General features: G+C 64.6%; 20 protein-coding genes and 1 pseudogene. 12 read left to right on the top strand and 9 right to left on the bottom strand.

Annotated features, from left to right (window positions below; translation table 11 throughout):
* The first annotated feature begins 39 nt into the window (after positions 1 to 39).
* The 6 genes from AC07PQ_RS15595 to AC07PQ_RS15570 all read left to right on the top strand — a co-directional run bounded on the left by AC07PQ_RS15595 (position 40) and on the right by AC07PQ_RS15570 (position 8,076).
* Complete coding sequence (locus tag AC07PQ_RS15595; protein ID WP_493185854.1) at positions 40 to 1,485, top strand: alanine/glycine:cation symporter family protein; 1,446 nt, start codon at positions 40 to 42, stop codon at positions 1,483 to 1,485.
* Positions 1,486 to 1,584: 99 nt separating this feature from the next.
* Positions 1,585 to 2,589, top strand: a complete 1,005-nt coding sequence (locus tag AC07PQ_RS15590) for an asparaginase (protein WP_007927556.1) — start codon at positions 1,585 to 1,587, stop codon at positions 2,587 to 2,589.
* A gap of 195 nt (positions 2,590 to 2,784) precedes the next feature.
* Positions 2,785 to 3,777, top strand: coding sequence for an AraC family transcriptional regulator (locus AC07PQ_RS15585; protein WP_007927557.1), 993 nt, complete (start codon positions 2,785 to 2,787; stop codon positions 3,775 to 3,777).
* A gap of 71 nt (positions 3,778 to 3,848) precedes the next feature.
* The gene (locus AC07PQ_RS15580; protein WP_493185853.1) at positions 3,849 to 5,768 is read left to right on the top strand and encodes an ankyrin repeat domain-containing protein; all 1,920 of its coding nucleotides are present in this window, start codon (positions 3,849 to 3,851) and stop codon (positions 5,766 to 5,768) included.
* A 161-nt stretch (positions 5,769 to 5,929) separates the two neighbouring features.
* On the top strand, positions 5,930 to 6,961 hold the full coding sequence (locus tag AC07PQ_RS15575; protein WP_493185852.1) for a histone deacetylase family protein: 1,032 nt from the start codon (positions 5,930 to 5,932) through the stop codon (positions 6,959 to 6,961).
* A 14-nt stretch (positions 6,962 to 6,975) separates the two neighbouring features.
* A complete protein-coding gene (locus AC07PQ_RS15570; protein ID WP_492570545.1) occupies positions 6,976 to 8,076 on the top strand; it encodes a polyamine ABC transporter substrate-binding protein in 1,101 nt (366 codons plus the stop codon).
* A 107-nt stretch (positions 8,077 to 8,183) separates the two neighbouring features.
* On the opposite strand, the gene AC07PQ_RS15565 is transcribed toward AC07PQ_RS15570, so the two are convergent.
* Positions 8,184 to 9,395, bottom strand: a complete 1,212-nt coding sequence (locus AC07PQ_RS15565; RefSeq protein WP_493185851.1) for a YeeE/YedE family protein — start codon at positions 9,393 to 9,395, stop codon at positions 8,184 to 8,186.
* 39 nt (positions 9,396 to 9,434) lie between these two features.
* Complete coding sequence (pdxR, locus tag AC07PQ_RS15560; RefSeq protein ID WP_493185850.1) at positions 9,435 to 10,997, bottom strand: MocR-like pyridoxine biosynthesis transcription factor PdxR; 1,563 nt, start codon at positions 10,995 to 10,997, stop codon at positions 9,435 to 9,437.
* A 120-nt stretch (positions 10,998 to 11,117) separates the two neighbouring features.
* Between pdxR and AC07PQ_RS15555 the strand changes: the two genes are divergently transcribed.
* The 3 genes from AC07PQ_RS15555 to AC07PQ_RS15545 are packed head-to-tail and all read left to right on the top strand — an operon-like array spanning position 11,118 to position 12,885.
* Positions 11,118 to 11,753, top strand: a complete 636-nt coding sequence (locus AC07PQ_RS15555; protein ID WP_007927566.1) for an FMN-binding negative transcriptional regulator — start codon at positions 11,118 to 11,120, stop codon at positions 11,751 to 11,753.
* A complete protein-coding gene (locus AC07PQ_RS15550; protein WP_007927568.1) occupies positions 11,750 to 12,196 on the top strand; it encodes a GNAT family N-acetyltransferase in 447 nt (148 codons plus the stop codon). Before AC07PQ_RS15555 ends, AC07PQ_RS15550 begins: the two co-directional genes overlap by 4 nt.
* A 17-nt stretch (positions 12,197 to 12,213) precedes the next feature.
* Complete coding sequence (locus AC07PQ_RS15545; RefSeq protein ID WP_085532737.1) at positions 12,214 to 12,885, top strand: GNAT family N-acetyltransferase; 672 nt, start codon at positions 12,214 to 12,216, stop codon at positions 12,883 to 12,885.
* 115 nt (positions 12,886 to 13,000) lie between these two features.
* Here the strand turns inward: AC07PQ_RS15545 and AC07PQ_RS15540 are convergent, their stop codons facing one another.
* Positions 13,001 to 13,900: a homocysteine S-methyltransferase family protein gene (locus AC07PQ_RS15540; protein WP_493185849.1), complete on the bottom strand. Its 900-nt coding sequence runs from the start codon at positions 13,898 to 13,900 to the stop codon at positions 13,001 to 13,003.
* A 111-nt stretch (positions 13,901 to 14,011) separates the two neighbouring features.
* On the opposite strand from AC07PQ_RS15540, the gene AC07PQ_RS15535 reads away from it, so the two are divergent.
* Positions 14,012 to 14,833, top strand: a complete 822-nt coding sequence (locus AC07PQ_RS15535) for an ABC transporter substrate-binding protein (RefSeq protein WP_493185848.1) — start codon at positions 14,012 to 14,014, stop codon at positions 14,831 to 14,833.
* A complete protein-coding gene (locus tag AC07PQ_RS15530) occupies positions 14,830 to 15,666 on the top strand; it encodes an amino acid ABC transporter permease (RefSeq protein ID WP_493185847.1) in 837 nt (278 codons plus the stop codon). The genes AC07PQ_RS15535 and AC07PQ_RS15530 overlap by 4 nt, the downstream gene beginning before the upstream one ends.
* An 87-nt stretch (positions 15,667 to 15,753) precedes the next feature.
* On the opposite strand, the pseudogene AC07PQ_RS15525 reads toward AC07PQ_RS15530, so the two are convergent.
* From AC07PQ_RS15525 to AC07PQ_RS15510, 4 genes and pseudogenes are all read right to left on the bottom strand, one after another.
* A pseudogene (locus AC07PQ_RS15525) lies at positions 15,754 to 16,020 on the bottom strand (helix-turn-helix domain-containing protein); the annotation flags it as partial.
* On the bottom strand, positions 16,017 to 17,291 hold the full coding sequence (locus AC07PQ_RS15520; protein WP_493185846.1) for a type II toxin-antitoxin system HipA family toxin: 1,275 nt from the start codon (positions 17,289 to 17,291) through the stop codon (positions 16,017 to 16,019). The gene AC07PQ_RS15520 and the pseudogene AC07PQ_RS15525, both read right to left, overlap by 4 nt.
* A 306-nt stretch (positions 17,292 to 17,597) precedes the next feature.
* A complete protein-coding gene (gene oadA, locus AC07PQ_RS15515) occupies positions 17,598 to 19,406 on the bottom strand; it encodes a sodium-extruding oxaloacetate decarboxylase subunit alpha (protein ID WP_007927580.1) in 1,809 nt (602 codons plus the stop codon).
* Between the two features lie 11 nt (positions 19,407 to 19,417).
* On the bottom strand, positions 19,418 to 20,833 hold the full coding sequence (locus AC07PQ_RS15510) for an acetyl-CoA carboxylase biotin carboxylase subunit (protein WP_007927582.1): 1,416 nt from the start codon (positions 20,831 to 20,833) through the stop codon (positions 19,418 to 19,420).
* 190 nt (positions 20,834 to 21,023) lie between these two features.
* On the opposite strand from AC07PQ_RS15510, the gene AC07PQ_RS15505 reads away from it, so the two are divergent.
* The gene (locus tag AC07PQ_RS15505) at positions 21,024 to 21,986 is read left to right on the top strand and encodes a LysR family transcriptional regulator (RefSeq protein ID WP_028683627.1); all 963 of its coding nucleotides are present in this window, start codon (positions 21,024 to 21,026) and stop codon (positions 21,984 to 21,986) included.
* Here the strand turns inward: AC07PQ_RS15505 and AC07PQ_RS15500 are convergent.
* Complete coding sequence (locus AC07PQ_RS15500) at positions 21,928 to 22,140, bottom strand: PA3496 family putative envelope integrity protein (protein ID WP_007927592.1); 213 nt, start codon at positions 22,138 to 22,140, stop codon at positions 21,928 to 21,930. The two genes, AC07PQ_RS15505 and AC07PQ_RS15500, sit on opposite strands and share 59 nt — an antisense overlap.
* Positions 22,141 to 22,342: 202 nt before the next feature.
* On the bottom strand, positions 22,343 to 23,209 hold the full coding sequence (gene hexR, locus AC07PQ_RS15495) for a transcriptional regulator HexR (RefSeq protein ID WP_007927594.1): 867 nt from the start codon (positions 23,207 to 23,209) through the stop codon (positions 22,343 to 22,345).
* Positions 23,210 to 23,425 lie beyond the last annotated feature (216 nt).

Raw genomic sequence — 23,425 nt, 5'->3', positions numbered from 1 at the left:
CCAGCTTCTGCCTTTACAAAAAACAGCGAGGAATACTCCATGCTCGAAGTCATCAACGACTTCCTCTCAGGGAAAGTACTGATCGTGCTCATTGTCGGGCTCGGTAGCTACTTCACGATCCGCTCGCGTTTCGTTCAATTGCGCCACTTCTTCCACATGTTCGCGGTGTTCCGCGACAGCCTCAAAGGCAGCGCCGGGCAGCTCAGCTCGTTCCAGGCCCTGATGCTCAGCCTTGCCGGCCGTGTCGGTGCAGGCAACATCGCCGGTGTCGGCATCGCCGTGACCCTCGGTGGTCCGGGTGCGGTGTTCTGGATGTGGGTGACCGCACTGGTCGGCATGTCCAGCAGCTTCTTCGAATGTACCCTGGCCCAGGTCTACAAGCGCGCCGATGGCGACGGCCTGTACCGTGGAGGTCCGGCTTACTACATCCAGCACGGCCTGAAGCTCAAAGGCATGGCGGTGGTGTTCTCGATCCTGCTGCTGGTCACCTACGGCTTCGCCTTCATCGGCCTGCAGTCCTACACCGTGACCCACTCGCTGCAGAACGCCTTTGCCTTCGACCCACAACACACCGGTATCGTCCTGGCGGTGCTGCTGGCCATCACCTTCATCGGCGGTATCAAGCGCATCGCCTCGGTGTCCGACCTGCTGGTACCGATCAAGACTCTGGCCTATATCGGCGTGACCCTGTACGTGATCGGCACCCAGATCGAACAGGTCCCAGCCATGCTGGAAACCATCTTCAAGAGCGCCTTCGGTCTCGACCCGGCCTTCGGCGGCTTGCTCGGCAGCGCAATTGTCATGGGCGTGAAGCGTGGCGTATTCGCCAACGAAGCGGGCCTGGGCAGTGCGCCGAACGTCGCCGCCGTGGCCGCCGTGAAGCACCCGGGCGCCCAAGGCGTGGTCCAGGCTTTCAGCGTGTTCCTCGACACCTTCGTGATCTGCACCTGCACCGCGCTGCTGATCCTGCTGTCGGGCTTCTACACCCCAGGCTTCGAAGGTGACGGCATCGTCCTGACCCAGAACTCGCTGGCCGCCGTGGTCGGTGACTGGGGCCGCATGTTCGTCAGCGTCGCGCTGTCGCTGTTCGTCTTCACCTGCATCCTCTACAACTACTACCTGGGCGAGAACAGCCTGCAGTTCCTCACCCGCAACCGCGCTGCGCTGATGACTTTCCGAGGCCTGGTGCTGGCGCTGGTGGTCTGGGGTTCGATGCAGGACCTGTCGACCGTGTTCGCCTTCGCCGACATCACCATGACCTGCCTGGCCTTCGTCAACCTGGTGGCCCTGGCCATGCTGTTCAAGGTCGGCCTGCGCGTGATGCGCGACTACGACGAGCAGCGCCGCGCCGGCGTCAGCCAGCCAGTGTTCGACTCCAGCAAATTTACCGATCTGGACCTGGACCTGAAGGCCTGGCCGACCAGCCCGTCGGTTGCTGCCGAGGCCAACGTTCAGCCGCAAGGTATTCCCGCAGCGCAACGCTGATCGGGTAAAAACCGGGCGCATGTCTTGCGCCCGGCGTGACACAAGCGGCGGTCAGCTTCATGCTCGACCGCACGCTGTCATCGTTCCGGAGACTCCCCAATGAATGCCAACACCTATCCTGCCGCGCAGAACGTCATGGTGCTCTACACCGGCGGCACCATCGGCATGCAGGCCAGCGCCCACGGCCTGGCCCCGGCCTCGGGTTTCGAGGCGCGGATGCGCGACTACCTGCACAGCCAGCCCGAGCTGGTGGTGCCCGACTGGCGCTTTCGCGAGATGGCGCCGCTGATCGACAGCGCCAACATGACCCCCGCCTACTGGCAGCGCCTGCGCGAAGCCGTGGTCGATGCGGTCGACGTGCAAGGCTGCGACAGCGTGTTGATCCTGCACGGCACCGACACCCTGGCCTACAGCGCCGCGGCCATGAGCTTCCAGCTGCTGGGCCTGCCCGCCCGCGTGGTGTTCACCGGCTCGATGCTGCCGGCCGGGGTGACCGACAGCGATGCCTGGGAAAACCTCGGCGGCGCCCTGGTCGCCCTCGGCCAGGGCCTGGCGCCGGGCGTGCACCTGTACTTCCACGGTGAACTGCTGGCGCCGACCCGCTGCGCGAAGATCCGCAGCTTCGGCCGTCATCCGTTCGCGGCGTTGCAGCGCCAGGGTGGCGCAGCCAAGGCGACCTCGATTCCAGCGCAGCTGGATTACCGCCAGGCCAAGCAACTGGCCAGGGTCGGCGTATTGCCGCTGGTGCCGGGGATCGCCGCCGAACAGCTCGACGCCCTGCTGGGCAGCGGCATCCAGGCGCTGGTGCTGGAGTGCTTCGGCAGCGGCACCGGGCCGAGCGATAACCCGCAGTTCCTGGCCAGCCTGCAACGCGCCCGGGAACAGGGCATCGTGGTGGTCGCCATCACCCAATGCCATGAAGGCGGCGTGGAGCTGGACATCTACGAGGCCGGCAGCCGCCTGCGCGGCGTCGGCGTACTGTCCGGCGGCGGCATGACCCGCGAAGCGGCCTTCGGCAAGCTCAACGCCCTGCTGGGCGCCGGCCTGGACAGCGCCGAAGTGCGGCGCCTAGTGGAACTGGACCTGTGCGGCGAGCTGAGCTGACAGCACGTCATCGTTCACCTTCATCGCGAGCAAGCTCGCTCCTACAGAAGCTCCACAGTCCCTTGTAGGAGCGAGCTTGCTCGCGATAGCCGCAACGCGGCGATCCAGCCGCCGCCCCACGCCATCGTTGGAATTTGTCGCAGGCGCGGCATACAAATTGCTCCGTTTTCAGCATCCCCCGGGCTGGAAACGGACATGCTGCACTCTCACCTCACCACCCTCAACGCCGTCTCGCTGGTGCTCAACACCTTCAAGGACCAAGGGCTGCCCAGTGACGCGCTGCTGGCCGGCAGCGGCATCAACGCCGCCGACCTGAGCCGCGCCGACACCCGCATCACCACCAACCAGGAAATGCTGGTGTGCGCCAACGCCGTGGCCCTGCAACGGGATATCGGCCTGGAGCTGGGCCGGCGCATGCACGTTTCCAGCTACGGCATGCTCGGTTATGCCCTGCTCACCAGTGCCACCTTAGGTGACGCTTTGCGCCTGGCGCTGCGTTATCCGGCGCTGTTGGGAACACTTTTCGAGCTGAGCCTGGAAACGGATGGCGAGCTGATCTGGCTGACCGCCGCGGATTACCGCGAGAACCCGGCGCTGGCGACCTTCAATATCGAGTTCTGCCTGGTGTCGATGAAGGTCATCTGCGACGACCTGCTGGGCCATCCGCTGCCCTTGCGCGGTGCCCGCTTCGACTACCCCGCCCCCGATTACCAGCGCCGCTATGCCGAGCGCTTCGACTGCCCGCTGCAATTCGATGCAACCTGCAATGCCTTCGCCTTCGACCGGCGCTGGCTCGAACAGCCGCTGCCCCTGGCGGACGCCATCACCCACCAGGCCATGGCCGAACGCTGCCGCAAGCAGAACACCGAATTCACCGGGCGCCAGGCGTGGCTGGGGCGTATCCGCCAGCTGCTGGCGGCGCAACTGGACGCCGCGCCGGGACTGGAAGGCCTGGCCGAACAGATGAACTGCTCGGCCCGCACCCTGCGCCGGCACCTCAAGGACCTGGGGTGCAGCTATCAGGAACTGCTCGACGAGCTGCGCTTCGAGCGGGCCAAGCAGATGCTCTGCGAGGACGACCTGCCGATCTACCGCATCGCCGAAGCCCTGGGCTTCAGCGAAACCGCGAGCTTCCGCCATGCCTTCGTGCGCTGGAGCGGCGTCGCCCCGAGCCAGTTCCGGCCCTGACACAAACCCCGGCATAAAACCGCCGATTGCATTACATTGCCGGCCTTTCATACCGGCAAGGGACTGCAAACGTGAACTTCTTTACAGGCATCGTTGCCAGGCACATCCGCTTTTGCGCGAACGGCCTGGCGCTGCTGATGCTCGCCATCGCCCCCGCCGTCCAGGCATTCGACCTGGACCTGGCCAAGATCAAATGGTGGCAAGTCTCCCGCGGCATCGTCCTGGACGAACCGGAAACCGCCACCCTGCAGATCAAGCCGTTCCCCCTGCCAGGCCTTGAGCAGCTGCCGGCGCGGATCGTGCTCAGCCAGTACCGCGGGCTGTTTTATCTCAACGCCTACCAGGACACGCAGTACCAGCAGCGCATCTACAAGTCGCCGCCCTTGCCGCTATTCAGCCCCGAGGAACTGCGGGCCTGCGTCTCGCCGGACGACCCGATCCAGGTCTCGGACAACTGGCCGCCGAGCAATCAGCTCGAAGTCGGGCTGAGCCTGACGCCCTTGAGCTTCAATTGCATCAGCCCGGACTGGCAACTCAGCCAGCGTTATCTGCTGATCGACCAGCGCTATCCGCAGCAGCCGATGCTGGCCGTCAGTCACCGCCGCGACCTGACCCAGATGGACTTCACGCCGCTGCAACCGATCGGCACCGAGATCGAGCAACAGTGGTTGTACGCCCTGCAGCGCTTTCCTGCGTGGTTCCGGCCCTTCAGCAGCGGCGCAGGTCCGATCACCTTCAATGCCTATGCGCCAGCGGCCACGGCGGATGACGTCTGGGCGCGGTTCCGCGAACTCCACGAGCAACTGCGCAAAGCCAAGGACAAGGGGCCGGGCATCCGCCAGGTAGAAGACTTCTTCGCCGCCCATGACTTTCGCACCATGGCCCAGGACCGCAGTGAATACCCGGGCCTGCTCAACGACATCGCCTACTGGACCAGCGAGGCCGGCCAGCTGAAAACCGCCCGCCCCTGGCTGCTGGAGGTGCTGCGCCGGGAACCCGGGCGCATGCCGACCTACCTCAACCTGGCCGACCTGGACTGGGCCCAGTTCGAACAACGGCCGCTGGACAACATCCACCAGGGCCGCGCCATCGAGCGCTATCGGCTGTATTGCGGCCTGCGCCTGCAACGCCAGTTGAGCGTGCCGCCGCGCGTATTGCAGCGCCTGGGCCTGAAGTCCGCCAACCCGCAGGCGTGCCAGGGCTTCTGGCCGCTGGTGGCCGCCGTGGATGCCGGCGACGCGGCCGAGGTCCGGCGCTTGCTGGCCGGTGGCGTCAGTGGCGAAGTCATGGCCGACGACGGGCGCAGTGCCCTGCTGCATGCCCTGGATGCGCCAAACCTGGAGATCGCTCGGCTGTTGCTGGCCCACGGCGCCCATACCAGCGGCCAGTACAAATGGACCACCCTGGCTCTGCAGGCCATGGAGCGCGACCTCAAGGACAGCCCCGACCTGAACCAGGGCGGGCGTCTCAAATTCCTCCTGGAAGCCGGCGTCGCCATCGACGAGCAAAACAGCCGGGGCTACACCCCGCTGATGCAACTGGCCGAGCAGAAGCGCAACCTCGAAGGCTTCACCTGGCTGCTGCAACACCCGCAGAACCTCGAACTGCGCACCGTGGATGACAACGAAACCGCACTGTACCGGGCGTTCTGGGGCAACAACTACACGGCCATGAGGCAGCTGATCGAAGCCGGTGCCAATCTCAACCTGAACTACGGTCGCGGCACCTGCTCCAACCAGCAACCCGGCGGCCAGAGTCTGCTGACGTTCGTCGCCGACAAGACCTCCGCCGACGACAAGTCCCCCACTGTCAGCCAGCAGGAGACCCTGGACATGTTCACCCTGCTGCTGGAGAAAGGCGCCGATCCGAATGCCGGCCAGCGCTGCGAGAAAAACGGCCGCGCCCTGCTGCTGGGTATCCTCACCCGGAAAAAACGCGAGGACATGCTCCAGGTGCTGCAGCGCTTCGATCAAGCGCCGCCCGCAAGCTGACCCCGCTGGCGCCCCGCAATGGGGCGCCGTGCTGTTTCAAGGGGCGAATTGCGGACACAGGTTTTGGCCATATCGATCCCCTTTTGGCCGCTCCTGCCGTTCTCCAAAAGCCCCGGCGCCGCAAGACTGTGAGCACCGAACCAGCCTGCGGAGAACAAGAAATGCTGACGATCTACTCGGACGATCACCACCTGCACCACGGCCGCTGCGAACTGATCGACGGGCAACTGATGCCCTGCTTCGAAATGCCGTCGCGCGCCGACCACGTGCTGGACCGCGTGAAGTATCGCAACCTGGGCCCGGTCGAGGCGCCCAGGGACTTCGGCCTGGGGCCCATCGAACGCATCCACAGCCGCGCCTATCTGGACTTCTTCAAGGGCGCCTGGGACCGCTGGGCCGCCCAGGGCATCGACGGCGACCTGCTGCCCTACACCTGGCCGGCGCGCACCCTGCGCAGCGTGATCCCCACCAGCCTGCACGGCCAGCTTGGCTACTACAGCTTCGACGGCGGCGCGCCGATCACCGCCGGCACCTGGCAGGCGGCCTACAGCGCCGCGCAAGTCGCCCTGACTGCCCAGGCGGTGATCCAGCGCGGCGCGCTCAGTGCCTTCGCCCTGTGCCGGCCACCGGGACACCATGCCGCCGGCGACCTGATGGGCGGCTACTGCTACCTGAACAACGCGGCCATCGCCGCCCAGGCCTTCCTCGACCAGGGCCACAAGAAGGTCGCGATCCTCGACGTCGACTACCACCACGGCAACGGCACCCAGTCGATTTTCTACGAACGCAGTGACGTGCTGTTTACCTCGATCCACGGCCACCCGGAAGCCGAATTCCCGTTCTTCCTGGGGTATGCGGACGAACTCGGCGAAGGTGCCGGCGAGGGCTTCAACTTCAACTACCCGCTGCCCGCCGGCAGCGGCTGGGACAGCTGGAGCGCGGCGCTGGAACAGGCCTGCGAGGAAATCCGCCGTTATGGCGCCGACATAGTGGTCGTATCGCTGGGCGTGGACACCTTCAAGGACGACCCGATCTCACAGTTCAAGCTCGACAGCCCGGACTACCTGGCCATGGGGCAACGCATTGCCGCCCTGGGCACGCCGACGCTGTTCGTCATGGAAGGCGGCTACGCCGTGGAAGAGATCGGCATCAACGCCGTCAACGTTCTCGAAGGCTTTCAAAACGCCCAGTGAAGGAAACCCGCCACATGAACAGGCTCAAAAGCTACCTCTTGCCCGCGCTCTGCGCGGCGCTGCTGGGCAGTGCCGCACAGGCTGAAGAACGCACCCTGCGCGTCTACAACTGGTTCGACTACATCACCCCCAAGGCCCTGGAAGACTTCAAGGCCGAGAACAGCCAGGTCAAGCTGGTCTACGACATCTTCGACACCAACGAGGCGCTGGAAGCCAAGCTGCTGACCGGCAACTCCGGCTACGACGTGGTGGTGCCGTCCAACGTGTTCCTCGCCAAGCAGATCGAGGCCGGGGTGTTCCAGCCGCTGGACCGCAGCAAGCTGCCGAACTGGAACCACCTCGATCCCAAGCTGATGCAGCTGATCGAGGCCAACGACCCGGGCAATAAGTTCGCCGTGCCCTACATGTACGGCACCATCCTGATCGGCTTCAACCCAGCCAAGGTCAAGGCCGCCCTCGGCGAGAACGCGCCGGTGGACAGCTGGGACCTGATCTTCAAGGAAGAGAACATCAGCAAGCTCAAGCAGTGCGGCGTGGCCCTGCTCGACTCGCCGTCGGAGATCCTGCCGCTGGCCCTGCAGCACCTGGGCCTGGACCCCAACAGCAAGCAGCCGGCGGACTACGCCAAGGCCGAAGCGCTGCTGCTGAAGATCCGCCCCTACGTCACCTACTTCCACTCGTCCAAGTACATGGCCGACATCGCCAATGGCGATATCTGCGTGGCGGTGGGGTATTCCGGCAGCTTCTCCCAGGCCGCCAACCGCGCCAAGGAAGCCAAGAACGGCGTGGTAGTAGACATGCGCCTGCCCAAGGAAGGGGCGCCGATCTGGTTCGACATGCTGGCGATCCCCAAAGGCGCGAAGAACCCGGACGATGCCTACCGCTTCATCAACTACCTGCTGCAACCCAAGGTGATCGCCCCGGTCAGCGACTTCGTCGGCTACCCGAACCCGAACAGGGACGCCACCGAGCAGGTCGATCCGTCGATCCGCAACAACCCCAACCTGTACCCGACCGACGCGGCGATGAGCACGCTGTACACCTTGCGGCCGCTGCCACGGGACGCGGAACGGGCGCGGACCCGGGCCTGGACCAAGATCAAGGCCGGGACCTGATTACCCGGCGTCCGTAGGAGCGAGGCTTGCCCGCGATAGGGGCGCCGCAGTGTATCGGCTACACCGCGTTATCGTTCATCGCGGGCAAGCCTCGCGCCTACGGAAGCTCAGCAGCCCGTCAGCCCTTGCGACTGACGCTCCTCGGCAAAGAACCACGGCCGCAGGCGCACGCCCACGCCGTTGCCGATAAAGGCCGCCACCAGCCACAGCCAGCCGTGCAGGCTGCCGGAGGCGATGCCGCTGAAGTAGGCGCCGATGTTGCAGCCGTAGGCCAGGCGCGCACCGTAACCCAGCAGCAAACCACCGATCACCGCCGCCACCAGCGAGCGCGCGGGAATCTTCAGGCTTGGCGCGAAACGCCCGGCCAGGCCCGCCGCCAGCAAGGCGCCGAAGACGATGCCGATATCCATCACGCTGGTGATGTCCTGCCACACCGGCGCGGCCAGGACCTTGGCGTTCGCCGCGCCCTGCCAGAACACCCAGCTGCCGACATCCACCCCCAGCCCTCTGGCGACCTTGGCGCCCCACAGGGCAAACGCCGAGGTGATGCCCCAGGGCCGTCCGGCCAGGGCCAGGGTGGCGAAGTTCAACAGGGCCAGGGCGACCGCGCCCCACACCAGCGGCCAGGGCCCGCGCAGCAGGCGGCGCCAGCCCTGGTGCGCGCTGTCGACCGGCGCTTCCAGCGTGCCGTGGCGGCTCTTCTCCAGGCGTACCGTAACCAGGGCGATCAGGGCGAACAGACCGAGGCTGAGCCCCAATGCCGGCGCTACGCCGAAGCGCTGCACGATGGACACCGGCGGCAGCGACGGCAAGGCGAACCACCAGTCCACATGGTGGGTGGCGATCAGCGAACCGCAGATGAAAAACAGCAGGGTCACCAGCATCCGCGCGTTACCGCCGCCCACGGTAAACAGCGTGCCGGACGCGCAACCGCCGCCCAGCTGCATGCCGATGCCGAAGATGAACGCACCGACAATCACCGAGACCCCGGCCGGCGCCACCAGCCCCGTGACCGGCGAACCGAACAGGCTGCCCGCGCCCAGGGCCGGGAAGAACAGCAGCACCGCCAGCGCCAGCATGACCATCTGCGCCCGCAGGCCGGCGCCGCGACGATCGCGGATAAACACCCGCCAGGCCGAAGTGAAACCGAAGGCGGCGTGATACAGGGTCAGGCCCAGGGCCGCGCCCAGCAGCAACAGCCACACCTGGCGCGAGCCGACCTGGGCCTGCAGGAATACAGCGCCGGCCAGCAGCACGATCAAAGCGAACAAGGGCGCGCCGAACTTGCGTTCGGGCGTCGCGGAAAGAGTCAGGCTCATAAGGGTTCTCGACAAAGACAATGGCCGCGAGTATAGCCGTCACACGCCCCAGGCCCGGCGCAGACGCTCCAGGGCACAGGCGATAGCGGCCTCGGGCACCGCGGCGAAGCCCAGCACCAGGCCAGCGCGCTGGTCCGCCGGCTGGGGCGAGTCCGGCAGCCAGTAGTTGCTCAGGCCGTTGATCTCGACATCCACGGCGGCGGCCTTTTCCACCAGTTCGCGCTCCCGCGCCAGGCTCTGCACCGGTATCGTCAGGTGCAGGCCCGCCGCCACATTCGGTAACTTGCCCACCCCGGGGATATCCACAGGCCAGCCGGCCAGCAAGGCATTGCGCCGACTCAGGGCGGCGCGGCGCATGCGCCGGATATGCCGCTGGAAATGCCCGGCGGCCATGAACTCGGCCATCACCGCCTGGGTGCTGACCTCGGAATGGCGCACATCCAGCGCCCGGCGCTGAGCGAAGGGTTGCACCAGCGCCGGCGGCAGCACCAGGTAACCCAGGCGCAAGGCCGGGAACGCGACCTTGCCGAAAGTGCCGACGTACAGCACCCGGCCCTGCCGGTCGAGCGCCGCCAGGGGGGCCAGCGGCGCGCCGCTGTAGCGGTACTCGCCGTCATAGTCGTCCTCGACTATCCAGCCGTTGCTGCGCTCGGCCCAGGCCAGCAGTTCCAGGCGCCGGGCCAGGCTCAGGGTGACCCCGGTGGGGTACTGATGGGACGGCGTAACGTAGACCAGTCGGCAATCGCTCAGGGCTGCCAGCGCCCCGCAGTCGAAGCCCTCGTTATCCACCGCCACCCCGTGCAGGCGCGCGCCGGCAATCGCGAAGGCATGCCCCGCCGCCCGATAGCCGGGATTTTCCACCGCCACCCCGTCGCCAGGGTTCACCAGCAACTGTGCACAAAGGCTTATGCCCTGTTGTGCACCACTGGTGATCACAATTTGTTCAGCGCTGCATTGCATGCCGCGCGAACTGCGCAAGTAGGCGGCGATCAATCCGCGCAGGCGCTCCTCACCGGCCGAATCGCCATAACACAGCTGGCCCAGATCCGGTTTGCGCCAGAAAGCCGCATTCAGCTTGGCCCAGACCTCGAACGGAAACAGATCGAAGGCCGGAATCCCCACCCGAAAAGCCCGTGGCGGACCGCTTTGCGGAGTCGCCAAATGGTGCTGTTCGACCCGTTCCAACGCCTCGCTGTGGATAACTTTACTGGATGTAATCCCAGGTAAATCCAGGCATTTTGTGGATAACCCTGTGGGTAAGCCTGGTGATAACCCTGTGGATACTTTTGTGGATAAATTTCTCGCCGACTTTTTGATCGGTAGCCGGCTCTCGGGCAATTGCGCCACGTAGGTGCCATCGCCCACCCGGCCTTCGATAAAACCTTCGGCGTACAGCTGGTCATAGGCGCGCACCACGCTGTTGCGGGAAATCTCCAGGGCCGCCGCCAGGTCGCGGCTGGCCGGCAGGCGCGTGCCGCTGGCCAGCCGGCCGTCCAGCACCCGCTGGCGCAGCGCATGGTACAGCTGGCGGCTGAGCCCCTGGCCGCGGTCCAGCTCGATACCGGCGGGGTTGAAGGAAAGCGGCAATGTCGGGCTGTTCATGGACTCCCCCCGGCCGGCTGAATGGACCCGCCAATGGACCTATGAAAATGACTGAAGATGGCTCTTACAACAGACCAATAGCCTGCCTAGGATGCAGCCATTCGCCAAGGATATTTTTCCATGTACCTACCCCGCGCTTTCGCCGAAGAAGACCTGCCTACCCTGCACCAGCTGATCGGGGAAACCCGCCTTGCCACCCTGGTGACCTACGGGGAGCGCGGTCTGCAGGCCAATCACCTGCCGCTGTCGTTCGCCCCGGACCAGGGCCCGTACGGCACCCTCTACGGCCACCTGGCCAGGGCCAACCCGCAATGGCAGGAACTGGCCAGCGGCGCCGAGGCGCTGCTGATCTTCCAGGGCGCCGAAGCCTACGTCAGCCCGTCGCTGTACCCGAGCAAGGCCGAGCACGGCAAAGTGGTGCCGACCTGGAACTACGTGAGCGTGCATGCCTACGGCGTGGCCGAGGTGTTCCACGATCCGCAGCGCATCCGCGAAGTGGTCAGCGCCCTGACCGACCAGCATGAAGCCGGCCGCGCCAGCCCCTGGAAATTCGAGGACGCCCCCGCCGAGTTCATGGACAGCATGCTGCGCGCCATCGTCGGCTTCGCCCTGCCGATCCAGCGCCTGGAGGGCAAGCGCAAACTCAGCCAGAACCGCACCGCCGCCGACATCGCCGGCGTGCGCGAAGGGTTGGCCGCCAGCGCCGATCCCCATGACCAGAGCATTTCCCAACTGATGCGCCAGGAGCAGCCATGAGCCAGATCCAGATTCGTCCCGTCACCGCCGCTGACCACGCAGCCTGGCTGCCGCTGTGGCAGGCCTACCTGCGTTTCTACGAGACCGAGCTGGCCGACGCGGTCACCCGCAGCACCTGGCAGCGCTTCCTCGATCCCGCCGAGCCGACCCACGCCGCCCTGGCCTGGGACGGCGAGCAGGCGGTGGGCATGGTGCATTTCATCTACCATCGCTCCAACTGGAGCATCGAGAACTCCTGCTACCTGCAGGACTTGCTGGTGGTCCCGGAGCAACGCGGCACCGGCGTCGGTCGCCAACTGATCGAATTCGTCTACGCCACCGCCAAGGCCGACGGCTGCTGCAAGGTCCACTGGCTGACCCACGAAACCAACGCCACTGCCATCCAGCTCTACGAGCGGATCGCTGAACGCCCGGGTTTCATTCAATTTCGCAAAGCCCTTTAAGCGTTCAAGGAGAACCCATGCCGACCTCACTCGCCGATTGGAAAGGCGTACCGCCGCCGTCGACCACCCTGCTCGAAGGGCGCTTTATCCGCCTGGAAAAACTCGACCCGGCGCGCCACGCCGACGACCTGTGGCACGCCTTCCAGGGCCCGGGCGCCGACCCCAAGCTGTGGGACTACCTGCCCTACGGGCCCTTTACCGAGCGCAGCGCCTTCAATGACTGGCTGAACAACCATGCGGCCAACAGCGACCCGTATTTCTTCAGCGTGGTCGACCGGGCCAGCGGCCAGGTGCAGGGCCTGCTCAGCCTGATGTCGATCGTCCCGGCCCAGGGCCGCATCGAGATCGGCCACGTCACCTTCGGCGCACCCATGCAACGCTCGCCCAAGAGCACCGAAGCGGTGTACCTGCTGGCCAAGGAAGCCTTCGCCCTCGGTTATCGCCGCCTGGAGTGGAAGTGCAACAACGCCAACGCCCGCTCGCGTTATGCGGCCGAGCGCCTGGGTTTCAGTTTCGAAGGGGTGTTCCGCCAGCACATGGTGGTCAAGGGCCAGAACCGCGATACCGCCTGGTATTCGATCCTCGATTCCGAATGGCCAAAGGTCGGCGCCGGGTTCGAGCGCTGGTTGAGCGAGGACAACCAGAGCGGTTCGGGGCAGTTGAAGGGGTTGGCTGAGTGCCGGGGGTAACACCCTTGTCAGGCGGTGTTTGATCCGACGTCATCGCGGGCAAGCCTCGCTCCTACAGGTTCAGCATCCGGCCTTGTAGGAGCGGCCGGTCGACGCTCGATTGCCCGCGAGGCTTTTAAGTCAGCTGCCGCGCCAGCACTGCAATGTGCTCCGGCCCGATACCGCAGCAACCGCCCAGGTGGCTGGCGCCGCGTTGCCGCCAGTCGGCCGCCCATTGCAGGTAACCCGGAGGATCGAGGTCGTCGCGCAGCGGGTCGAGGCCATCGTTGGCCGTGGCTTCTTTCGGTTGCGGCGGGAAGGCGTTGGCATAGGCGCCGATATGGATCTTCACCCCCAGCCGCTCGAAGGTTGCCTGCGCCGCGTCGATCGCCGCGCCTATCACTTCCGGCTGGCTGCAGTTGAACAGCAGGGTTTCCACCCCCAGCTCGGCGGCCACCGCCGCCGCGTCCGCCACCGGCTCGCCGGAGCGCAGGCGTGGCACCTGGTCAGGGTTCTCATCGTGCAAGGTGAACGATAGCCAGAAAGGTTTGCCGTCCTTGGGCAGGCCGGCGTGGATCGCCCGCGCCTCGACCGTGGAGCTCTGGGTTTCCGCCAGCCACAGGTCGACATGCGGGGCCAGGCCGTTGACCAGCGGTGCCAGCAACTCGGCGGCGCGATCGGCCTCGAACAGGTCCGGGCGATAGGAGCCGAACAGCGGCGGTAGCGAACCGGCTACCCGCACCGGTTTGCCGGAAGCCTGGACCGCGCGCCGCGCCAGTTCGCCGGCCAAGGCCGCCAGCGCCTGGCCTTCGGCGGCAAAACGCGCTTCGCCGATGTGGAACGGCACCACCGCGTAGCTGTTGCTGGTGATGACGTTGGCACCGCTTTCGATATAAGCCGCATGCACCGCTTCCACTGCCTGCGGTGCTTCGCTCAGGGCCAGCGCCGACCACTCGGGCTGCCTGAACGGCGCCCCGCGGCGTTGCAGTTCACGACCCATGCCGCCATCCAGAATTACCCTGCTGCCTGCGCCCATATGCTCTTTACTCATATGCTTATGAAAATAACTCACTATCTGAGTCGTTCTTATAACTATTTAATACGCACCGTTCAGTTAATAACAACCTTTTTTCTGCCCGGGATTCCAATGAAATTCAAACCGCTGCTGGCCCTGGGCCTGACGATTCTCGCTGCCTCCAGCCAGGCTTTTGCCGGTGCCACCCTGGACCGTATCGAACAGAAAAAAGAGTTGGTCGGCGTGCTGATGGAAAGCTACCCGCCCTTCTCCTTCCTCAACGATCAGAACCAGCTCGATGGCTTCGACGTCGACGTGGCCAAGGCCGTGGCCGACAAACTGGGGGTGAAGCTGCGCCTGGAAACGCCGTCCTGGGACGTGATCGCCGCCGGCCGCTGGAGCGGCCGCTACGACATCTGCATCTGCTCCATGACCCCGAGCAAGGCCCGCGCCGAAGTCTTCGACTTTCCGGTGCAGTACTACGCCTCGCCGGCGGTGATCGTGGTCAACGCCAAGGACCAGCGCATCCACGGTGCCAAGGACCTGAGCGACAAGAAGGTCGGCCTGACCAGCGCGTCCAGCTACGAGAGCTACCTGAACAAGAGCCTGGTGATCGAGGGTGCCGAGGACACCCGGTTGCAGTACCCGTTCGACAACGTGCAGATCGCCCCGTACGACACCGACAATGTGGCCTTCCAGGACCTCGGCCTGGGCGCTGGCGTGCGCCTGGACGCGATCCTCACCAACCTGGTAACGGCCCAGCCGCGCCTGGCCCAGGACCCGCGCTTCAAGCTCGCCGGCGAGCCGCTGTACGCCGAACCCAACTCGGTGGCCATCGAGAAAGGCGACGCCCAGTGGCATGCCAAGGTCCGTGAAGTGTTCGCCCAGCTGAAGCAGGACGGCACCCTGAGCAAGCTCTCGCAGAAATGGATCGGCGCCGACATCAGCCAATGACTTCTCTTTCGCAACCACCTCGGCCACCGCAAACGCTGGCCGAGCCGCTGGTCAAACGCCTCTTCGGTTTCCGTGCCCGCCTGTACCTGACCTGGGCGGTACTGTTCGGCCTGTTCGCCAGCTTCTTCCTGAGCTTCGACCTGAAGTTCTCGATCATCCTCGACAAGCTGCCCAACCTGCTCGGCATCACCCTGGCCCCCAACGGCTTTCTGCAAGGCGCGGCGCTGACCCTGTTCCTCTGCCTCTGCTCGATCGTGCTGTCGTCGCTGCTGGGCTTCGTCACCGCGCTGGCCCGGTTGTCGAAAAGCGCCGTGGCCTTTGGCATCGCCAGCTTCTACGCCTCGTTCTTTCGCGGCACGCCGCTGCTGATCCAGATCCTGCTGATCTACCTCGGCCTGCCGCAACTGGGCGTGGTGCCGAGCGCCATCGCCGCGGGGATCATCGCCCTGTCGCTGAACTACGGCGCCTACCTCAGCGAGATCTTCCGCGCCGGCATCCTCGGCGTGCCCCACGGCCAACGCCAGGCGGCCCTGGGCCTGGGCATGAGTGACAGCGTGATCTTCTGGCAGGTGACCCTGCCCCAGGCCATGCGCACCATCATCCCGCCGGCCACCAACCAGTTCATCTCGATGCTCAAGGATTCGTCGCTGATCTCGGTGATGGGCGTCTGGGAAGTGATGTTCCTGGCCCAGTCCTACGGCCGCTCCAGCTACCGCTACATCGAAATGCTCAGCACCGCGGCAATCATCTACTGGCTGCTGTCGATCGGCCTGGAACTGATCCAGGCGCGGATGGAAAGGCATTACGGCAAGGCCTACGCCAAGCGCGACTGAGGCTCAGTGGGGTGCCAAGGGTTCGGGCGTACCCGGGCCCTTTTCCAGGCGCTCGAGATCACTGAGCAGCGAGCGGGCGCGACTGGTTTTCTGCACGGCCAGCACCCCCATCTGCAAACCGAAGGGCTTGAACACCGCGTTCAACGACTTGAGGGTCGGGTTGCCGTCACCGTGTTCGATGTGGATCAGGGTGCGCAGGGAAATCCGGCACATCCTGGCGAACTGGCTCTGGTGCAGCCCCGTGACTTCGCTGCGCAGGCGCCTGACCGCATCGCCAAGCGGCAAGCGGCCGGCCGCCAGCTCCTGCTGGATGTTGTCGATCAGCGCGCCGCGTTCTTCCAGGGTTGTACTCATCGCAGTCCCCACTCCTGCAGGCGTCGGTCCAAGTGGCGCAAGTGAATGCGCGGGTGATTCAGGGTGGCGTCGGGCAAGCCGCTGGCGTGCAACAGGTCCGGCAAGGCCCGTAGCCGTTCGGCATCCTCCCGCAGGCGTGTCAGGGCGGCTTCAGGGTCGAGCAGCGGCTTCAGGCTCGCGCATACCAGGCGCCAGTCCACGTCACCCGCCACTTCCATGCGCCCGGGCCATTTGATGGTCCGGGTAATGCCCTCATCGTCCATGACCGTGGGTGCCAGATCGTAGATCGGCGCCAGCTGCACCCGACTGTCGGTGCGGATGATCGAGAGGTTGCGTCCATGATTGTCCGAGTTGCCGAGGATCTTGTTGAGCAGGTCCCGGCGCAGGTAATCCGCCACCAGCTCGGGGATCGCCGATTCCTGGCCCGTGGCTCGCCACAGTTCGGCGAGGATCCCCAGCACCTCGGTGTGCCGCATGCCCTGGCCATGGCCCACCAGCCCCGCCAGGGAATAGATCGACTCCACCGCCAGGCGCTCCACCCCCGCCGGCGTTACCCGACGGTCGAAGCGCTGCATCCACAGGCTGGGCCTGGGTCCTTCTTCCAGGGCCAGGCCCTCGGCCGGCAGCGTATCGATGCCCAACTGTTGCAGCGCCCGGTAATAGTGGAATTCGCTCCTGAGGATGTCGCCGTCATTCTGCGTGGCCGGGTTACGGGGAAACTTCACCCACCAGTGGCGCGCCGCCGAGGCGTCGTCGGGCAGCGCATCGGGGTACAGCAGGCCCTCGCGGTTTTGAGTCAGCAGCAGCTTGGGCGCTTCGCCGCCGATGCTCGCAGTACCGCCGAACGCCGCGCCCTGCTCGTGGGCGTACTCGAGAAAGCGATTATCGAGGACGATCACCTGGTCCCGGGAAAACCCCAGCGCCGGACGCCTGCGCAAGCCCGCCAGCGATTCCTTGATCCGCAAGTTGCCGATGGGCGCCGCGGTGGACCGACTCAAGAGGAACAACTCGACGCCCATGCCGTCCGGCCGCTCGTGGCCAATCTGGCGCAGCAGGAAGCGCCCGGTCGCTGCCGCCGGGGCAAGGTCATAGAGAAAGGCCGGGGCCCGTTCTTCCCGCCACGACTCCCAGCCCAATGGGATCTGCGCACTGACCGACCTGGCCAGCGGGCTGGCGACAGCCTCCAGGTTATCCACCAGGTACTGCTGGACATAACCAAAACGGCAGGGGCTGGCGAAGCCCTCTTCGGGCCTGTCGAAGGTCAGGGTCATGGCGTCGTTCCATGCCCCTGCGCAGTAGAGCTGCAAAGTCAGCCGAAGCACTTTGTCACCTGCATTTTAGTGCACTTTTAATGAACCATAAGGCATTCACGCACATTATAATGCAGATAGATAAAATTCATAACGGAATAAGTGCATTAAAATACACTCGCATGATGTTCGTTCCAGCCTGGAAATATCCCTCAAGCCGCCTGTAGCGGCACGCGCATCGCTCCCCCGCCGCCCCCGGGCAACAGGCAAAAAAAAGGGGGGCATGTGCCCCCCCGAGGTAAAACGTTACCGATGAAGGATTGAAAATCAGCCTTCGATCTCGATCAGGATTTCGCCCGGATTGACCCGGTCGCCCTTGGCCACGTGGATGGCGGTGACCTTGCCGGCGATGGCCGCCTGGACTTCGGTTTCCATCTTCATGGCTTCGGTGATCAGCACCGCCTGGCCGGCCTTGACGGTGTCGCCTTCCTTGACCAGCACGTCGACGATGTTGCCCGGCATGGTGGTGCTGACATGGCCCGGCGCGCTGGCCTGCTTGCGCTTGCTGCTGCCGCTGCCGACGAACTCGTTGAGCGGCTCGAACACCACTTCTTCCGGCATGCCGTCGATGGACAAGTAGAAGTGGCGCTTGCCTTCGGCCTTCACGCCGACACCGGTGATGTCGACGCGGTAGGTCTCGCCGTGCACGTCAATGACGAACTCGGTCGGTACGCCTTCGCCGCCGGCCGAGGTCACACCACCCGCTTCCGGAATCGGCAGCAGCACTTCCGGAGTCAGGGTGCCGGCTTCGCGTTCTTCGAGGAACTTGCGCCCGATGTCCGGGAACATGGCGTAGGTCAGCACGTCTTCTTCGGATTTGGCCAGGGCGCCGATGTCATTGCGCAGCTTGGTCATTTCCGGCTTCAGCAGGTCGGCCGGGCGCACGTCGATCACTTCTTCGCTGCCGATGGCCTGGCGCCGCAGCTTCTCGTCCACCTCGCCCGGTGCCTTGCCGTAGCCGCCTTGCAGGTACAGCTTCACTTCGTTGGTGATGGTCTTGTAGCGCTCGCCGGCCAGCACGTTGAAGAACGCCTGGGTGCCGACGATCTGCGAAGTCGGGGTCACCAGCGGCGGGTAGCCGAGGTCGTGACGCACCCGCGGGATCTCCGCCAGCACTTCGTTCATGCGGTTCAGGGCGCCCTGCTCCTTGAGCTGGTTGGCCAGGTTGGAAATCATCCCGCCCGGCACCTGGTTGACCTGCACCCGGGTGTCGACCGCGGTGAATTCGCTTTCGAACTGGTGGTACTTCTTGCGCACGGCATAGAAGTACAGGCCGATCTCCTGCAGCAGTTCCAGGTCCAGGCCGGTGTCGAATTCGCTGCCTTTAAGGGCGGCGACCATCGACTCGGTGCCCGGGTGGCTGGTGCCCCAGGCGAAGCTGGAGATCGCGGTGTCGATATGGTCGGCGCCGTTCTCGATGGCCTTGAGCTGGCACATCGCGGCCAGGCCGGCGGTGTCATGGGAGTGGACGAACACCGGCAGCGATTGCTCGGCCTTCAGCGCCTTGACCAGTTCGCCGGTGGCGTAAGGGGTCAGCAGGCCGGCCATGTCCTTGATCGCCACCGAGTCGCAACCCATGGATTCCATTTGCTTGGCCTGGGCCACGAACGCCTCGATGGTGTGCACCGGGCTGGTGGTGTAGGCGATAGTGCCCTGGGCGTGCTTGCCGGCGGCTTTCACCGCTTCGATGGCCACCCGCAGGTTACGCACATCGTTCATGGCGTCGAAGATGCGGAACACGTCGATGCCGTTGACCGCCGCCTTGGCGACGAAGGCCTTGACCACGTCGTCGCTGTAATGGCGGTAGCCCAGCAGGTTCTGCCCGCGCAGGAGCATTTGCAGGCGGGTGTTGGGCAGCGCGGCGCGCAGTTTGCGCAGGCGCTCCCACGGGTCTTCCTTGAGGAAGCGCACGCAGGCATCGAAGGTCGCGCCGCCCCAGACTTCCAGCGACCAGTAGCCGACTTTGTCGAGCTTGTCGCAGATCGGCAGCATGTCTTCGGTGCGCATGCGGGTCGCCAGCAGCGATTGGTGGGCGTCGCGCAGGATGGTGTCGGTAACGAAGATCTTCTTGCTCATTGTTCTTTTCCTCACAGGCCTGCGTGGGCGGCGATGGCGGCGGCGATGGCCAGGGCCAGCTCTTCGGGTTTGCGCTTGATCGAGTAGTTGGTCAGCTCAGGGTGGCTTTCCACAAAACTAGTGTTGAACTGGCCGCTACGAAATTCCGGGTTACGCAGGATTTCCTGGTAATAGGCAGCAGTGGTCTTGACCCCTTGCAGACGCATGTCGTCCAGGGCGCGCAAGCCACGGTCCATCGCCTCTTCCCAGGTCAGGGCCCAGACCACCAGCTTCAGGCACATGGAGTCGTAGAACGGCGGAATGGTGTAGCCGGTGTAGATCGCCGTGTCGGTCCGCACGCCGGGGCCCCCGGGCGCGTAGTAACGGGTGATCTTGCCGAAGCTCGGCAGGAAGTTGTTCTTCGGGTCTTCGGCGTTGATCCGGAACTGCAGGGCGAAACCACGGTGGTGGATGTCTTCCTGCTTCACCGACAGCGGCAGGCCGGAAGCGATGCGGATCTGCTCGCGAACGATGTCGATGCCGGTGATTTCTTCGGTGATGGTGTGTTCCACCTGCACCCGGGTGTTCATCTCCATGAAGTACACCTCGCCGTCGGCGAGCAGGAACTCCACGGTACCGGCGTTCTCGTAGCCCACGGCCTTGGCCGCGCGCACCGACAGGTCGCCGATGTAGGCGCGCTGTTCCGGGGTCAATTGCGGGCTGGGGGCGATCTCGATCAGCTTCTGGTTGCGGCGCTGGATCGAGCAGTCGCGCTCGAACAGGTGCACCACGTTGCCGAAGCTGTCGCCGAGGATCTGCGCCTCAATGTGCTTGGGATTGACGATGCACTTTTCCAGGAACACTTCGGCGGAACCGAACGCCTTGGTCGCCTCGGAAATCACCCGCGGGAACGCCTGTTCCAGTTCGTCCCGGCTGTTGCAGCGACGAATGCCGCGGCCGCCACCGCCGGAAGTGGCCTTGAGCATCACCGGGTAACCGATGCGGTCGCCTTCGCTCAGGGCTTCATGGATATCGGCGACGTTGCCTTCGGTGCCCGGGGTGACCGGCACGCCGGCCTTGATCATGCTGCGGCGGGCTTCGGTCTTGTCGCCCATGCGGCGAATCACTTCAGCCGATGGGCCGATGAATTTGATCCCACGTTCGGCGCAGATGTCCGCCAGCTCGGCGTTTTCCGAAAGGAAGCCGTACCCGGGGTGCAGCGCGTCGCAGCCGGTTTCCACGGCCAGGTTCACCAGCTTGCGTGGGTTCAGGTAGCCGGCCAGGGGTTCGGCACCGATGCTGTGGGCTTCATCCGCGCGCTTCACATGCAGGGCATGGCGATCGGCGTCGGAGAAGATCGCGACCGAGCGAATGCCCATCTCGGCGCAGGCACGCACGATTCGTACGGCAATCTCACCACGGTTGGCGATCAGGATCTTTTTTATCACTTGGAGGTACCCTTGAGCCGTTGGAACAAAAGACCCGCTAGACCGGGTCGGCGCGTGACCAAATGTTTCAAGCCAGTCGCAGGCCCACACTATTCCTGTCGATGAATTAACAAAAATCAATAATTATTGGGTCGCTCATAAGCAAAGACTTATAGTTGACCCGACAGCCTTCGGCGCGAGACCTTAGATAATGCGTAAGTCCTTGATGCGTATGACATTACGCCAATTGCAGATTTTCAATGAGGTCTGCGATCTGCGCTCCTACAGCCGGGCGGCCGACGAAATGTCCCTGACCCAGCCCGCCGTCAGCCTGCAGATTCGCCAGCTGGAAGAGCTGATCGGCCAGCCCCTGTTCGATTACGTCGGCAAGAAGCTCTATATGACCGAGGCCGCCGAGGCGCTGCAACGGGCCAGCCGCGACATCTTCGGGCGCCTGGAAAACCTCGACATGCAACTGTCGGACATGCAGGGCTCCTTGCAGGGCCAGCTGAAACTGGCGGTGGAATCCAGCGCCAAGTACTTCGTGCCGCACCTGTTCGCCGCCTTCAAGCGCCAGCACCCGGAGGTCAACCTGCAACTGACGGTGGTCAACCGGGGCCAGGTGATCCGCCGCCTCTCGGACAACCGCGACGACCTGGTGATCATGTCCATGGTCCCGCAGGACATGGGCCTGGAATTCCTACCGTTCCTCAACAACCCGATCGTCGCCGTGGCGCCGCCCGACCATCCGCTGTGCCACCTCGGGCCGCTGCGCCTGCAGGACCTGGAACCCTACAACCTGCTGGTGCGCGAACAGGGTTCGGGCACGCGCCTGGCCTGCGAGGAATATTTCAAGGAAAAGCGCGTGCACTTCACCCAGACCCTGGAAGTGTCGTCGGCCGAAGCGCAGCGGGAGTGTGTGCTGGCGGGTCTGGGCGTGGCGCTGTTGACGCGCCACGCCCTGAACCTTGAGTTGGCAACCGGAGGACTCGTCGAGTTGCCGGTCGAAGAGCTGCCGTTGTATCGCAGCTGGTGCCTGGTGCAGGCCAAGGCTAAACGCCTGTCACCGGTAGCGCATGCGTTCCTGGGGTTTATCCGCAGCGAACGGGTGCAGATCAGCGGGCTTGTTGAACGTTTTGACGGGAAGCTGCCGAGGCTGCCTGCCAGTAATTGACGGCGTCCAGCTCGGGGTAGTCGTTGATTTCCTGCTGCAGACGGCGCAGCTCACAGCGATGTTCGATCGCGCGGCGAAATTCCATGCGGCGCTGGTCTTCCTGTTGACGACGGGTCTTGACTGCGCTGCTGCTCTCTTCGTAAGGCCGGGCCATTTCGAGTCTCCCAATGCGAGTACGGGAGCTTCACGATGACGCCTGCCAATGACGATTTGGCTGCGGGTCGGTTACAGGATGATGAAAGTTGCCCCCACCGCCTGTAGGAGCGAGGCTTGCCCGCGAAGGCCCCGCCGCTGGGCTTCTGGCCCACCGCGTCATCATTCTTCGCGGGCAAGCCTCGCTCCTACGGAAGACCGGGCTAGTCGTCCAGGGCTTTTACCGACTTGGGCGACAGGCGCAGGCTGCGAAGGCTGCGCTTGACGCTCTTGAGGTGGTTGACCAGGCTCGGGCCGCGGGCCATGGCCACGCCCATCGCCAGGACGTCGATCACCACCAGGTGGGCGATACGCGAGGTCAGCGGGGTGTAGATCTCAGTGTCTTCGTGCACGTCGATCGCCAGGTTGACGGTCGACAGCTCGGCCAGCGGTGTCTGGCTCGGGCACAGGGTGATCAGCGAGGCACCGCTTTCACGCACCAGGTTGGCGGTGATCAGCAGGTCCTTGGAACGCCCGGACTGGGAAATGCAGATCGCCACGTCGGTGGGCTTGAGGGTCACCGCCGACATCGCCTGCATATGCGGGTCGGAATAGGCCGCCGCGGTCAGCAGCAGGCGGAAGAATTTGTGCTGGGCGTCCGCCGCCACCGCGCCCGAGGCGCCGAAGCCGTAGAACTCCACGCGCTGGGCCTGGGACATGAGGGTCACAGCCCGTTGCAACTCCACCGGATCGAGCTTCTCGCGAACCTCCATCAGGGTGTGCAGGGTGGTGTCGAAGATTTTCAGGCTGTAGTCGGCGACCGAGTCGTCTTCATGAATCGCGAACTGGCCGAAGCTCGCCCCGGCGGCCAGGCTCTGGGCCAGCTTGAGCTTCAGGTCCTGGAACCCCGAGCAACCGATGGCGCGGCAGAAGCGCACGATGGTCGGCTCGCTGATACCCACGCTGTGGGCCAGGTCGGCCATGGAACTGTGCATCACAGCCGCAGGGTCGAGCAGCACATGATCGGCGACCTTGAGCTCCGACTTGCGCAAGAGATGGCGTGATTGGGCAATGTGCTGCAACAGATTCAAAGGGCTGGACTCATTGTTATGGGGCAGACGCCCAAGGATGTAGCAATTTTGTAGTTATACTACATGAATTCGCTTTTTGCCTGCTCAATGCGTAACTGAATCACCTTTGCGCCCCACTGTTTTAGCCTCGCCTGCTCTTTGTAGCTGCTGGAGCCGGGCAGCCGGTATTCGTAAAAACTTCAGATATTCCTGGCCTTTTGCGGCCGCTGCGCAGCC

This window comes from Pseudomonas sp. GW821-FHT09E12 (assembly GCF_059416085.1).
The sequence above is the reverse complement of the archived record's forward strand: the minus strand, read 5'-3'. Positions and strand labels throughout refer to the sequence as shown.